Here is a 13,078-nt window from a genome sequence, read left to right on the forward strand (position 1 = left end):
CAGCTTCCGCCCATTGGCACTGTTGGACGGTTTCGGCCCAAAAGAAACCAAGCCCTACCACTACCAACTCGACCACCTCGGCACCCCGCAGGAACTGACCAGCCCCGAGGGCGAAATCGTCTGGTCCGCCCACTACCGCGCCTACGGCCAGATCGCTCGGTTAGATGTGGACAAAATCGACAACCCGCTGCGTTTCCAAGGGCAGTATTTCGACCAGGAAAGCGGGCTGCACTACAATCGCCATCGCTACTACAATCCGGATATTGGTCGTTACCTGACGCCAGATCCGGTGAAGTTGGCGGGGGGGATCAATGGGTACCGGTATGTGCCCAATCCTACGGGATGGGTGGATCCCCTTGGACTAAATGCTAACTGCACTGGCTCAGTAAAGAAAAACCCAACCTGCGCTATACCTGCTGAACCTGAAGTACCTGATATATCTCGTAAAGGAGCGTTCCGCGAGGCAAAAAGAGACGCCAATATACCGATGGCACAACAACCTGATGTAATTACCGCCCCGAGGTCTGGCACAAAAAAACAATACAGCATTGTGAAAATGTCAGATATAAACGGAAAAGCAATTTTAGATAGCTCGGGAAAACCTATTCACACAAGGGTTTATCAATATACGAGGGCTGATGGATCAAAAGTATTAATACAAGACCATTCAGCCGGGCATAAATTCGGCGCTCCAAACGGAGTTGGCAATCAAGGCGCTCACTTCAATCTGCGTCCATTTGATACACCGCGAACCGGCAGCGTTCCGGGGACAAAAGACCATTACGTATTCAAGGATAAAAAATGAAATACTGGAACGAACTTGACGGGACTATATTTTTTAACAAAGTCTTTAGCCAACCGATTGAAATCGGCAAAGCTTACATTCATTCACTGGGCATAGAAAATGACCAGCCCTCTTTTGGAATAGGTTTTGACATACCAGATTTCCCTGATGTGTTGCCTGAAAAATGGAAAAACAAAGGATATAACACGTGCAGAATTGCACTAAGCTGTTCTGAAATTAGCAACTTAAAAATAGTAAACCTCCCGCGCAGGGATATTTTCACAATAAATATAAAGCGAGAAAACGGGTACTTTTTTCTTACCGCAAACTCAAAAAACGCGTCTATTGAACTCAAAGCCAAGTGGCTTTCCATGGAAGGGCCGACAGTTTATATAAATAGCCCCGAACCAGGAGACTATAACTGGACAGACAATACTCTATAAAAATCAAAAACGTGATTTACTCGACCGTTCGTTCCTATGAATGCTATAGCGAACGTCAATTCGCCGACCCGCCCCACCCCACCTAAACTCTGTCCAAGTTGTTTCAACGGACAGAGGATTCACCACCATGGGCAAACGTCACCCCAATCTCCCCGCCTGGCAATGGCGTCAGTACCCACAGAACCATCAGCACCCAACCAACCTGGCGTTGCACCTGATTGCCGTGCCGCTGTTTATCGTCGGTTTCCTACTGATCGTGTCGGGCGTGTTCAGCCTCAGCCTGGCCAGCTTCGCGGTCGGTGTGATTGGCATTGTCGCGGGCCTGGCGTTGCAGCGTCACGGCCATAGCCTGGAAGCCCAGGCCAGTGAGCCGTTCAGTGATCGTAAAGATGCGGTGCAGCGCCTGGTGGTTGAGCAGTTCGTGACCTTCCCGCGCTTTGTGCTCAGCGGTGGCTGGTGGCGCGCCTGGCGGCAGCGGCACCACCACTGACCGGCGGGTTCAGGCGAACACCACCACGGTCTGGCGGCTGAGGGCGATCAACTCGCCGGTCGGGCTCCACAACGCAGCGGCCGCGTGGCCATAGCCGTCGCGGGCGTGTTCGATGTTGACGTGGTACTGGCACCAGTCGAGCGTAGTCAGGTCTTGCAACGGCTGGATGAACTCGATGGTCCAGGTCAGGGTGCTGCCCGGCGCGGGCTTTTTCAGGTGTGGCAGCAACGCCGGTGGCCAGGCGTCGACCAGGGCGAGGATATGCGCCTCGGTCAGTGGCTCCTCTTTCACATCCCCCCGCAACCGTACCCAGCCGCCCATGTCGCGGGATTTATTGCCGGTAAACGGCAGGCCACCGACACTCCAGCGCATTGCCAAATGACGCATGAATTCGGGGGTAACGCCCTTGATATAGGGCAGTTCCTGGCACTCATCCCAATGTTTGAATACCGGTGGCGGCTCACTTGCCACGTCAATTTCGGAGGGGCGAGAGGCGCCAAAACTGGCCTGGACCAGGGTCGCCACTTCACCGTTCTGCACCACGCGCCCGAGCAACTGGCTGACCGCCTTGCCTTCGCGTAGCACTTCGACCTGATAACTGGCGGATACATCCGGCGCTACCGGGCCGACAAAGGTGATGGCCAGCGAGCGCAGCGGTCGGTCCGCCGGCACCTGGGCGCGCAGCGCCTCGTACTGCAAGGCAGCGACCAGCCCGCCAAAGGTGGCCCGGCCCTGGGCCCATTCGGCAGGGATGGTGACATCCAGCGGATTGCTACGGGCAGCGTCGAGCAAATCACTAAAGCGCATGGCGACCTCACATCAAGAAAATCCTGGAGGAATCTTAACCATCGAATTGCACAGGCACAGCGCCTATTCCGGCCAAAAACCGGACCGGTTTAAAAACACTCGGCGCTGAGCGTGTCCAGCACACGGTCGGCCTTGCCTTGCGCCTTGAGCATGGTGCGCTGCCACACTGCTACGCAGGGTTGCAGGTCTGGCTCATGGCCGGCCTGGGCCAGCCACTGCCAACAGTCATGCCAGTTACCCAGCGCACTCTGGGCCTTCTTCAAGTGCGACAGGGCCTTGGTGGGTAATTTGTCCAGCTCGGGATACGCCTCGGCGGCATAGCGCACACGCTTGATCAGCAACCGTAGCCGGTGGCGGTCATGATCGGGGTCCTTCAAGGCGCCATCGAGTGCCTGCCATTGCTTGGCCAGGCGTTTCTGGATACGCGGGCGCAAGCCCTTGAGCAGTTTCTGGTGCTGGGATGCGCGGATAAACCGTGGGAATGCATCCAGGATCAGCAGCAAGTGCGCCAGCTCCGGGGTTTGCGCCACTTGGCGGTAAGCCTCGGGCTGCAGACGCAGGCGCCGATCAGCCGCGTCGTGATGACCGTGCTGATGCAAATACGCCGCCAGCACCTCTCGGTCGCGTAGCGGCGTAGTCAGTTGGCCAACCGTGCTGGCGGCCAATTCAAGCTGTTCGACACCGGGCAGCCCGCGCAAAGGGCGCAACAGGCTGCGCAGGCGGCGTACCGTGGTGCGCAAATCATGCAAGGCTTCATCGTCAGTGACGGCGGCGAGGCGAGCCTGGCAGCTCAGTAACCCTACTTCCAGGCCAATGACCTGAGCGACTAACTGATTGACCAACGCTGACATCCTGCCCTCACTTTCCGATGAAAAATCCTGCCCGCTGCGGGGTCATCGCCCGGCGCGAGACTCACGAATGTAGAACCGCGCTTTCTCGGCCTTGTTGGAGCAGCCCTCGAACGCTTCAAACTGCTGCTGAGTCTTGGCGCCAGTCAACAGCGACAACGCCTTGGAGTAGCTGACAGTGCCGGCAAAACCTTCGGCCTTGGCCAGGTCCAGTTCTTTCCAGGCGGCGTCCAATTGCGAGCCACAGCTGTCGCGATACGCGGTTTTCCCGGCACAACCAGCCAAGGCCAGCACGATCACAGGCACACAGATCCAGGCTTTCATTGATGACACCTCAAATATACAAATTCAGTCGTAGCCTGTAGACGTTGCCTACAGGGAAAAGTGCCTTGTCCTTAGCCTGAAATCGGTAGTACCTATTGCCAGAGCATACCCGAGCCTGATCGCCAGCCTGGAAAAATCTTGCGCGCTGTCAGCAAGGATTGAAGCAGGCCCCTTGATGGGTGCATTGTGGGCCCCTGTTTTGCGAAGGATCTGGCCATGAAGAAACGTGTTGCCTTAGTGCTGGGCTCCGGTGGCGCCAGGGGCTACGCCCATATAGGGGTGATCGAGGAAATCGAACGACGCGGCTATGACATCGCCTGTATCGCCGGCTGTTCCATGGGCGCCGTGGTGGGTGGGATCTACGCTGCCGGCAAGCTCGACGAGTACCGCAACTGGATCGAAAGCCTGGACTACCTCGACGTCTTGCGCCTGGTGGACGTGAGCTTTCGCCTGGGAGCGATTCGCGGTGAGAAGGTGTTCGGGCAAATCCGCAAGATCGTCGGCGATATCAATATCGAGGAGCTGCGCATCCCCTACACCGCCGTCGCCACCGACCTCACCAACCAACAGGAGATCTGGTTCCAGGAAGGCTGCCTGCACCAGGCCATGCGCGCCTCGGCGGCCATCCCCAGCCTGTTCACCCCGGTGATGCAAGGCAACCGCATGCTGGTGGACGGCGGCCTGCTCAACCCGCTGCCCATCGTGCCGGTGGTGTCGAGCCACTGTGACTTGATCATTGCGGTCAACCTCAACGCCACCAACCAGAAGCACTATCAATTGCCGGTGATCCAGCGCCCGCCAGCGTTCAAGAGCCGCTTCAACAGCCTGGCCAAGTCACTGGGTTCGCACCTGCCGTTTCGCCGCAAACAGGCCGAGCAGTTGATGAAACTGGAACAAGAAGCCTTGCAGGCCCAGGCCGCCGAAATCAACCCGTGGCTGGAGTCTGCCGAACCCGAAGCCCAGCAACCCGCCGCGGCGCCGGAGAAAGCTGGCGCACCGAAGTCGGCGACCGGCTCGTTCATCATCGACAACGTCGGTCCTGCATCGCTGTTGGACCTGATCAACCAGAGTTTCGAGGTGATGCAAACCTCCTTGGCGCAATACAAGATCGCTGGGTATCCGCCCGATGTGCTGATCAACGTGCCAAAGCGGGTGTGCCGGTTTTTCGAGTTCTATAAAGCGCCGGAGTTGATCGCTTTGGGGCGGGAGATTGCCAGTGATACGTTGGATCGGTATGAAAGCGAACAGAGTTGAGCGTGTGGGTGTTGCAGATGGCCTCATCGCGGGCAAGCCCGGCTCCCACAGGGGCATGTATTTCAACTGTGGGAGCTGGCTTGCCTGCGATGGCGCCAGCGCAGGCACCACAGATTCAGGCACCTAGCAACCGATACCCCACCCCCGCCTCAGTCACGATAAACCGTGGCCGGGTCGGGTCATCCGCCAGCTTCTGGCGCAGGTGCCCCACCACGATCCGCAGGTAGTGGCTGTCCTCGGTATGGGTTGGCCCCCAGATGTCCTTGAGCAATTGCTGTTGGGTAATCACCCGCCCAGGGTGGCGTGCCAACTGCGCCAGCACTGCGTATTCCTTGCGGGTCAGCGCCACCTCGGCACCGTCCAGCAAAACGCGGCGGTAGGCTAGGTCTACGGTCAGCGGGCCAAAACTCAAGGCGGCTTCCTGGGCCTCTCCGGCCGGTGCCTGGCGCAACAGCGCACGCACACGGGCAAGAAACTCCTGGATGCCGAACGGTTTGGTCACGTAGTCATTGGCGCCACCGTCGAGGGCCTCGACCTTCTGACCTTCACTGGCCCGCACCGACAGCACCAGCACCGGCACCGTGGACCACTCGCGAAACTCGCGCAGCACCTGCTGACCGTCCATGTCGGGCAGGCCCAGGTCGAGCACCAGCAAATCCGGTTTGCTCAAGGCCGCCTGGGCCAGGCCTTCGTTGCCGGTGCCGGCTTCGATGACCTTATAGCCTTGGGAAGCCAGGCTGATGCGCAGAAATTTGCGGATCTGCGGTTCGTCATCAATGACAAGAATCGTCGCGGTCTGGCTCATGGTGTCTCATCAAAACCCATTAAAAAATCCCCCCCCTGTAGGAGCGAGCTTGCTCGCGAAAAACCTCTAGGCACCGCGTGCATTCAGGACGTCATCATTATCGTTAACGACCTTCGCGAGCAAGCTCGCTCCTACAGGTTGTGTTCCAGGACAGGTGGTGTCGGCAACGGCAGAAACAAAGTGATGCAGGTGCCTCGCCCGTCAATGCCATCGGCCACGCTGATATGCCCGCCGTGCGCGCCGACCATGCCCTGGCAGATCGCCAAGCCGAGGCCGGTGCCCTGTCCGCCTCGATCCCCGCGGGCAGCGGTGTAGAACATGTCGAAAATCTTCGCCCGCTCCTCCTCGGGAATCCCCGGTCCTTCATCCGCCACGGCAAAAAACAACTGCTCATCCTGCACCCCAGCGCGCAACTGCAAGCGGCCCTGGGGGGGCGAAAACCGTGCGGCGTTTTCCAACACGTTGACCAAGGCCTGCTCAATCAACGCCGCATGCACATACAACAAAGGCAGCTCCGGCGGCACATCGGTGCTCACCTGCAACGGCGCCAGCACGGCGCGCAGTCGCCCAAGGGCACTGCCGACAATATCGCCGGGCGACACCCAATCGCGTGCCAGTTTCAGCGCACCATGACCCAGGCGTGTCATGTCCAGCAGGTTCTGGATATAGCGGTCCAGGCGCTCGGCTTCATCACGGGTGCCTTCGAGCAATTCGCGGCGATCCTCCAGCGGGATGGCTTCACCCAGGGCCAGCAGGCTGTCGATGCTGCCGCGCATGGACGTCAATGGCGTGCGCAAATCGTGAGACACCGACGCGAGCAAAGCGCTGCGCAGTTGTTCGGTTTCGCCGTGCAGGCGCGCCGATTCCAGCTCCTGCCCCAGTTGTGCCCGCGCCAGCGCCTGGGCCAGCGGTTGGCTCAACGCGGTGAGTAAACGTCGACGTTGCCCGCTCAATTCCAGGCCAGGCTTGGCACTGACACCCAGCAACCCCAAGGGCCCCTCTTCACCCGACAACGGCCACCACCACCAACGCCCAAACGGCAAGGTGCCGGTGCCCATGCCGGCCGGCTGATCATGCTGCCAGGCCCAGTCGGCGGCGGCGCGTTCTGCTTCGGTGAGGGTCAACGGGCCACCGGTCTCGACCTTCCAGCCGCCCTGCCCGTCGCGATTGACCAGGCACAGGTCGAGGTCGTTCCAACCTTGCAGATGGTGGGCGGCGGCACTGATGACAGCTTGGCGGTCGGTGGCAGCGGTGAGCTTGCGCGACAGGTCGAGCAGCTCGCTGGTTTCTTCCTGGGTATCGCGCAACGCCTGCAACTGGCGGCGCTGGCGTGCGGCGAGGTTGCCGGTCAACGCTGCCATCAACAGGAAGAACAACAGGGTCAGCACGTCTTCTTCGCGCTGGATGGCGAAGGAAAAATTCGGCGGAATAAACAGAAAATCGTAAGTCAAAAACGACAGTGCCGCACACACCAGGGACGGCCCCAGACTGCTGCGCACCGCCACCAGCAGCACGGCGGCGAGAAATACCAAAGAGATGTTCGGCAGCGCCAACGCACTGGACACGGCCCAGGCCACTGCGGCAGCGACAAAGGTGGCCACCACCGCCAGGGCGTAATCGAACCACACCAACCCGCGTACCTCCGGCAGACGTGGCGGTGCAGGCATGTCATCGCTGTCGAGGACGTTGATTTCCAAGCCGCGGGCATTGCGCAACAGGCGTGCCGCCAAGCCGCCACCGAACAGGCGCCGCCGCCAGCGCATCCGTGACTGCCCCACCAGCACTAAACTGGCACGGCGTTCAACGGCGTGCTGGATCAGGGTCTTGGCCACTTCCCCAGCGCGCAGCAACACCACTTCCCCGCCCAGCCGCTCTGCCAGTTGCTGAGCGTTTTGCAGGCGCAGGCGCGATTGCTCATCCCGAGCACGGCCGTTGTCGATGTGCACCAGGCTCCAGGGCAAATGCCGACGCTGGGCCACGCGGCTGGCATGGCGCACCAGTCGTTCGGCTTGCGCATCGCCATCCACACCGACCAACAGGCGCCCACGCACTGCCGGCGCGGCCTGGCCGAGTTGGCGGTAGCCCTGGGCCAGGTCATCGTCGACGTGGGCGGCGGCGGTTTGCATGGCCAGTTCGCGCAGGGCCATGAGGTTGGTCTGGGTGAAAAACGCATCGATGGCCGCACGCGCCTGTTCGGGCACATACACCTTGCCGTCACGCAGGCGCTCGAGCAGCTCGCGAGACGGCAGGTCGATCAGCAACAGTTCGTCGGCCTCTTGCAGCACCCAGTCCGGCAGGGTTTCGCGCACTTGCACGCCGGTGATACCACGCACTTGGTCGTTGAGACTTTCCAGATGCTGGACGTTGACCGTGGTGAACACGTTGATGCCGGCGGCGAGCAGTTCCTGGATGTCTTGCCAGCGTTTTTCATGACGGCTGCCGGGGGCGTTGCTGTGGGCCAGTTCATCCACCAGCACCAGCTTTGGCTTGGCGGCGAGTAGGCCGTCGAGGTCCATTTCTTCGAGCATCACGCCACGGTATTCGCTGCGCAACAGCGGTTGTTGCGGCAGGCCGCTGAGCAAGGCTTCGGTCTCGGCGCGGCCGTGGGTTTCGACCACCCCAGCGAGCAGGCGCACGCCCTGGCGCAGTTGGGTATGGGCCGCCTGGAGCATGGCGTAGGTCTTACCCACACCGGGCGCGGCGCCGAGGAAGACTTTAAGCCGGCCACGGCCGTCCCGGGGCAGATCGGCTAACAGGGCATCGGCGCGGCCGGCGTCGCTCATGCTCGGGGGTTCCTTCAGGTATTGATGGAGAGTCTTCAAGGCCGCCATCGCGGGCAAGCCCGGCTCACACAGTGGAATGCATTCCAAATGTGGGAGCCGGGCTTGCCCGCGATGGCGGTCGCAAGGCTTACAACGTTTCCAAAGCCATGTTCAGGGCCAGGACATTTACGACGGGCGGGCCAACCAACGGGCTTTCGATGTGCTCATCCAGCAACCGCTGCAAGGTCGACACCGGCACATTTCGCGCCGCCGCCACTCGCGCCAGTTGATAGGCAATCGCCTGCGGTGGCAAGTGTGGATCAAGGCCGCTGCCGGAGGTGGTCAGCGAGGCCAGTGGCACCGGGCCCTGGCCAGGCACTGACTGCTTGCTGGCGTCCTCGAATATGCGAGTCGCCAAGGCCGGATTGCTGGGGCCCAGGTTACTGGCACTGCTGGACACGGTGGCAAAAGCACCGGCTGACGGGCGTGGGTGAAACCAGCGGTCACCAGTGAAGTCCTGGGCGATCAGGCTGGAGCCACGCACCTTGCCGCTGGCGTCGCGCACCAGGCTGCCATTGGCTTGATCGGGGAAGGCCACTTGGGCCACGCCGGTGACTACCAGCGGGTAGGCCACGCCGGTGATCAGGGTCATGAGTACCAGCAAGCTCAGGGCCGGGCGGATGATGTTGGACATTTCAGACTCCTCAATTCAGTGGTGCGGTGGGACGCGGAGCGTCCGGGGCGGCGGCATTCCCACGCGGAGCGTGGGAACGATCAGCGGCCAGGTCAAACCAGGTGCAGCGCGGTCAGTAGCATGTCGATGGCCTTGATGCCCACGAACGGTACCAACAGCCCGCCCAGCCCGTAGATCAGCAGATTGCGCCGCAACAACGCCGCCGCACTCGCCGCCTGCACGCGCACACCGCGCAGGGCCAATGGGATCAGCACCACGATAATCAGCGCGTTGAACACGATGGCCGAGAGGATCGCGCTCTGTGGGCTCTGCAAGTGCATGATGTTGAGCACGCCCAGTTGCGGGTAGATCGAGGCGAACAGCGCCGGCAGGATCGCGAAGTACTTGGCCACGTCGTTGGCGATGGAAAAGGTCGTCAGCGCGCCACGGGTCACCAGCAGTTCCTTGCCGATCTGCACCACGTCCAGCAGCTTGGTCGGGTCGCTGTCGAGGTCGACCATGTTGGCGGCTTCGCGCGCGGCCTGGGTGCCGTCGTTCATCGCCATGCCGACGTCAGCCTGGGCCAGCGCCGGGGCATCGTTGGCGCCATCGCCACACATGGCAACCAGGCGTCCATCGTTCTGCTCATGGCGAATACGCGCGAGTTTCTTCTCTGGCGTGGCTTCGGCCAGCACATCGTCCACCCCCGCTTCAGCGGCAATCGCGGCGGCGGTCAGCGGGTTGTCGCCTGTGACCATCACGGTACGAATCCCCAGCTTGCGCAACTCGGCAAACCGTTCGCGGATACCGGGCTTGACCACGTCCTTGAGATGGATCGCCCCCAGCAACTTGCCATCGGCGCACACCAGCAAGGGCGTGCCGCCGCTCTGGGCGATCTTGTCGATTTCCCGCGACAGCGCAGGCAGCAGGTCGCTGCGTTGCTGGCCGATAAACGCCAGCAGCGAGTCCACCGCGCCTTTACGGAACACACGGCCCTGATAGTCGACACCGGACAAACGGGTCTCGGCGCTGAAGGGCACGGCGGTCAACGCCTCCAGGCTCGGCTCGGCCTGGGGGTGCAAGGCGCGCAGGTATTCAACGATGGACTTGCCTTCCGCCGTGTCATCCGCCAGGGACGCCAGCAGCGCGCCTTCGGCCAATTCGCGGCCACTGACGCCAGGCGCGGACACCACGGCCGAGCAACGACGGTTACCAAAGGTGATGGTGCCGGTCTTGTCTAGCAGCAACACATGCACATCCCCCGCCGCTTCCACCGCGCGGCCAGACTTGGCGATCACGTTGAGACGCACCAGGCGGTCCATGCCGGCAATCCCGATGGCCGACAACAAGCCGCCAATGGTGGTGGGAATCAGCGTCACCAGCAGTGCGACCAGGAACACCAGCGGCAAGCTGCCATTGGCAAAGTGGGCGAACGGCTGCAGGGTCACCACCACCAGCAGAAAGATCAGGGTCAGGCCGATCAGCAGAATATCCAGCGCGACTTCGTTGGGGGTTTTCTGGCGTTTGGCGCCTTCCACCAGCGCGATCATACGGTCCAGGGTGGACTCGCCCGGGTTAGCGGTGATGCGGATGAGCAGCCAGTCCGACACCAGCCGCGTGTTGCCGGTGACGGCCGAACGGTCGCCGCCAGACTCGCGGATCACCGGGGCGGATTCGCCGGTAATCGCCGCTTCGTTGACCGCCGCAATCCCTTCGACGACCTCGCCGTCACCGGGGATCATTTCCCCGGCGGCAACACGTACCACATCGCCCTTGCGCAGGCTGGTGGCCGGCACCACCTTGAAGCTGCCATCGGCTTCCTGGCGTCGGGCGCTCAAGCCTTCGCTGCCAGCCTTGAGGCTGTCGGCGCGGGCCTTGCCGCGGCCTTCGGCCAGGGCTTCGGCGAAGTTGGCGAACAGCACGGTGAACCACAGCCACACCGCGATTTGCACCGCAACAAAGGTGGGCACGGTGGTATCGGGCACGAAGCACAACACGGTGGTGAGGATGGCGGTCAGTTCGACCACCAGCATCACTGGCGAGCGTTGCAGTTGGCGTGGGTCGAGCTTGACGAACGCCTGGACCAGCGCCGGACGCCACAGCGCCGAGATGGCGGTTTTGGCAGGCTCCTGGGGTTTGACCGGGGCCGCGTTTTTTGCAGGCATATTCATTTTCATATCCCTTAACTAGAAGCCCATGCTCAAGTGTTCAGCGATGGGACCCAACGCCAGCGTCGGCAGGAAAGTCAGGCCGCCCACCAGCAAAATGGTCACGGTCAACAGGGTCACAAACAGCGCGCCATGGGTGGGGAAGCTGTTCTGGCCAATCGGTGCGGCTTTCTTCATCGCCAGGCTGCCGGCCAGGGCCAGTACCGGGAGGATGTAGCCGAAGCGGCCGATCAACATGCCCAGGCCCAGCATCAGGTTATGGAACGGGGTGTTAGCGCCGAGGCCAGCAAACGCCGAACCGTTGTTGGCACTGGCCGAGGTGTAGGCGTACAGCAATTGGCTGAAGCCGTGGGGGCCAGGGTTACTGATAGCGCCCGCCGGGCCCGGGAGGCTGGCAGCGATAGAACTCAGCACCAGCACACCAACCGGCATCACCAGCAGGGTCACCACCAACAATTGCACTTCCCTGGCCTGGAGTTTCTTGCCCAGGTATTCCGGGGTGCGGCCGATCATCAAGCCGGCAAGGAACACCGCGATCAACACGTTAAGCAACATGCCGTACATACCGGCACCGACACCGCCGAAGATCACTTCGCCGACCATCATGTTGACCAGCGCCACCATCCCACTCAGAGGGCTGAGGCTGTCTTGCATACCATTGACCGAGCCGTTGGACGCCGCGGTAGTGGTCACCGACCACAGCACGGTACCGGTGGTGCCGAAGCGTGTTTCCTTGCCCTCCAGCGGGGCGGTTTGCTCTACGGCCGGGTTGTTCAGGGTTGGGTTGGGCTGGTATTCGGACCACAGCGACGTCGCGCCGCCGATCAAGAACAGCGCCAGCATGCACGCGAGGATCGCCCGGCTCTGGCGCAGGTCCTTGACGTAATGGCCGAAGGTAAACACCAGTGCCACCGGGATCAGAATGATCGAGGCCACTTCAAACAGGTTGGCCCAGGCGGTCGGGTCTTCGAACGGATGCGCCGAGTTCACGCCGAAGAAGCCACCGCCGTTGGTGCCCAATTGCTTGATCGCAATCTGGCTGGCGGCCGGGCCCAGGGGAATCACTTGGTCCACGCCCTGCAGCGTGACGGCATCAACATAGTGGGCGAAGGTTTGCGGCACGCCCTGCCATACCAGAAACAGTGCGAGCACCAGGCACAACGGGAGCAGGCCGTAGAGGGTGGCGCGGGTCATGTCGACCCAGAAGTTACCCAGGGTCTGGGCAGATTTGCGCCCGATCCCACGGCAAAGTGCGACCAGCACGGCCAGGCCGGTCGCGGCGCTGACGAAGTTCTGCACCGTGAGGCCGGCCATCTGACTTAGATAACTTAGGGACGCCTCACCGCTGTAGTTCTGCCAGTTGGTATTGGTCATGAAACTGACGGCGGTATTAAACGCCAAGGTCCATTCCTGGCCCGGCAGGTTTTGCGGGTTCAGCGGGAGGGAGCCTTGAAATAACAGAATAGAGAACAGCAGCAGGAAGCCGGCGAGGTTGAATGCGAGCAAGGCCAGCATGTACTTCTGCCAGCTTTGTTCCTGCTGTGCGTCCACACCCGACAGGCGATAACAGGCGCTTTCCACCGGCCCCAGCACCGGGCTGAGCCAGGTGCGCTGGCCCTCCATCACCTTGTAGTAGAACCGCCCCAGGAACGGAGCCGGCACCAGTACCACGGCAAAGAAGGCGATGATCAGCCAATAGTCATAACTGTGCATAGCCGCT

12 protein-coding genes are annotated in these 13,078 nt (G+C 61.4%); 4 read left to right on the plus strand and 8 right to left on the minus strand.

The window, feature by feature from the left end; all coding sequences use genetic code 11:
• From AC4PS6_RS04370 to AC4PS6_RS04380, 3 genes are all read left to right on the plus strand, one after another.
• Positions 1-805 (plus strand): RHS repeat-associated core domain-containing protein (locus AC4PS6_RS04370; protein WP_492180712.1); only part of this gene is annotated, 805 nt, incomplete at its 5' end.
• The gene (locus AC4PS6_RS04375) at positions 802-1,227 is read left to right on the plus strand and encodes an Imm50 family immunity protein (protein WP_020302489.1); all 426 of its coding nucleotides are present in this window, start codon (positions 802-804) and stop codon (positions 1,225-1,227) included. The genes AC4PS6_RS04370 and AC4PS6_RS04375, both read left to right, overlap by 4 nt.
• 127 nt (positions 1,228-1,354) lie before the next feature.
• Positions 1,355-1,717, plus strand: a complete 363-nt coding sequence (locus tag AC4PS6_RS04380; protein ID WP_003189844.1) for an Mpo1-like protein — start codon at positions 1,355-1,357, stop codon at positions 1,715-1,717.
• Between the two features lie 9 nt (positions 1,718-1,726).
• Here the strand turns inward: AC4PS6_RS04380 and AC4PS6_RS04385 are convergent, their stop codons facing one another.
• The 3 genes from AC4PS6_RS04385 to AC4PS6_RS04395 form a co-directional block, all read right to left on the minus strand.
• On the minus strand, positions 1,727-2,524 hold the full coding sequence (locus tag AC4PS6_RS04385; RefSeq protein ID WP_336827334.1) for an acyl-CoA thioesterase: 798 nt from the start codon (positions 2,522-2,524) through the stop codon (positions 1,727-1,729).
• Between the two features lie 89 nt (positions 2,525-2,613).
• Positions 2,614-3,375 (minus strand): CHAD domain-containing protein, encoded by a 762-nt coding sequence (locus tag AC4PS6_RS04390; RefSeq protein WP_336827333.1) that lies wholly within the window; start codon positions 3,373-3,375, stop codon positions 2,614-2,616.
• Between the two features lie 42 nt (positions 3,376-3,417).
• Complete coding sequence (locus tag AC4PS6_RS04395) at positions 3,418-3,696, minus strand: hypothetical protein (protein ID WP_003189839.1); 279 nt, start codon at positions 3,694-3,696, stop codon at positions 3,418-3,420.
• 216 nt (positions 3,697-3,912) lie between these two features.
• Here AC4PS6_RS04395 and AC4PS6_RS04400 point away from each other — a divergent pair, with 216 nt between their 5' ends.
• Positions 3,913-4,950 carry a patatin-like phospholipase family protein gene (locus tag AC4PS6_RS04400; RefSeq protein ID WP_003189836.1) on the plus strand — a complete coding sequence of 346 codons (1,038 nt, stop codon included), beginning with the start codon at positions 3,913-3,915 and terminating at the stop codon, positions 4,948-4,950.
• 115 nt (positions 4,951-5,065) lie between these two features.
• Here the strand turns inward: AC4PS6_RS04400 and AC4PS6_RS04405 are convergent, their stop codons facing one another.
• The 5 genes from AC4PS6_RS04405 to kdpA all read right to left on the minus strand — a co-directional run bounded on the left by AC4PS6_RS04405 (position 5,066) and on the right by kdpA (position 13,071).
• Positions 5,066-5,755 (minus strand): response regulator, encoded by a 690-nt coding sequence (locus AC4PS6_RS04405; RefSeq protein WP_014717644.1) that lies wholly within the window; start codon positions 5,753-5,755, stop codon positions 5,066-5,068.
• A gap of 131 nt (positions 5,756-5,886) precedes the next feature.
• A complete protein-coding gene (locus AC4PS6_RS04410; RefSeq protein WP_058410162.1) occupies positions 5,887-8,538 on the minus strand; it encodes a DUF4118 domain-containing protein in 2,652 nt (883 codons plus the stop codon).
• A 127-nt stretch (positions 8,539-8,665) separates the two neighbouring features.
• Positions 8,666-9,211 (minus strand): potassium-transporting ATPase subunit KdpC, encoded by a 546-nt coding sequence (kdpC, locus tag AC4PS6_RS04415; RefSeq protein WP_014717642.1) that lies wholly within the window; start codon positions 9,209-9,211, stop codon positions 8,666-8,668.
• A 92-nt stretch (positions 9,212-9,303) separates the two neighbouring features.
• Complete coding sequence (gene kdpB / locus AC4PS6_RS04420; protein ID WP_020302492.1) at positions 9,304-11,361, minus strand: potassium-transporting ATPase subunit KdpB; 2,058 nt, start codon at positions 11,359-11,361, stop codon at positions 9,304-9,306.
• A 15-nt stretch (positions 11,362-11,376) separates the two neighbouring features.
• Entirely contained in the window at positions 11,377-13,071 is a 1,695-nt protein-coding gene (gene kdpA / locus AC4PS6_RS04425; protein WP_073844189.1) for a potassium-transporting ATPase subunit KdpA, read from the minus strand.
• Positions 13,072-13,078 lie beyond the last annotated feature (7 nt).

Source organism: Pseudomonas sp. DW-iso17 (assembly GCF_058725345.1).

Coding starts and splice junctions, on each gene's coding strand:
- AC4PS6_RS04400 (WP_003189836.1), top strand. CDS start 3,913: ATGAAGAAACGTGTTGCCTTAGTGCTGGGCTCCGGTGGCGCCAGGGGC.
- AC4PS6_RS04385 (WP_336827334.1), bottom strand. CDS start 2,524: ATGCGCTTTAGTGATTTGCTCGACGCTGCCCGTAGCAATCCGCTGGAT.
- kdpB (WP_020302492.1), bottom strand. CDS start 11,361: ATGAATATGCCTGCAAAAAACGCGGCCCCGGTCAAACCCCAGGAGCCT.
- AC4PS6_RS04380 (WP_003189844.1), top strand. CDS start 1,355: ATGGGCAAACGTCACCCCAATCTCCCCGCCTGGCAATGGCGTCAGTAC.
- kdpC (WP_014717642.1), bottom strand. CDS start 9,211: ATGTCCAACATCATCCGCCCGGCCCTGAGCTTGCTGGTACTCATGACC.
- AC4PS6_RS04395 (WP_003189839.1), bottom strand. CDS start 3,696: ATGAAAGCCTGGATCTGTGTGCCTGTGATCGTGCTGGCCTTGGCTGGT.
- AC4PS6_RS04390 (WP_336827333.1), bottom strand. CDS start 3,375: ATGTCAGCGTTGGTCAATCAGTTAGTCGCTCAGGTCATTGGCCTGGAA.
- AC4PS6_RS04405 (WP_014717644.1), bottom strand. CDS start 5,755: ATGAGCCAGACCGCGACGATTCTTGTCATTGATGACGAACCGCAGATC.
- kdpA (WP_073844189.1), bottom strand. CDS start 13,071: ATGCACAGTTATGACTATTGGCTGATCATCGCCTTCTTTGCCGTGGTA.
- AC4PS6_RS04375 (WP_020302489.1), top strand. CDS start 802: ATGAAATACTGGAACGAACTTGACGGGACTATATTTTTTAACAAAGTC.
- AC4PS6_RS04410 (WP_058410162.1), bottom strand. CDS start 8,538: ATGAGCGACGCCGGCCGCGCCGATGCCCTGTTAGCCGATCTGCCCCGG.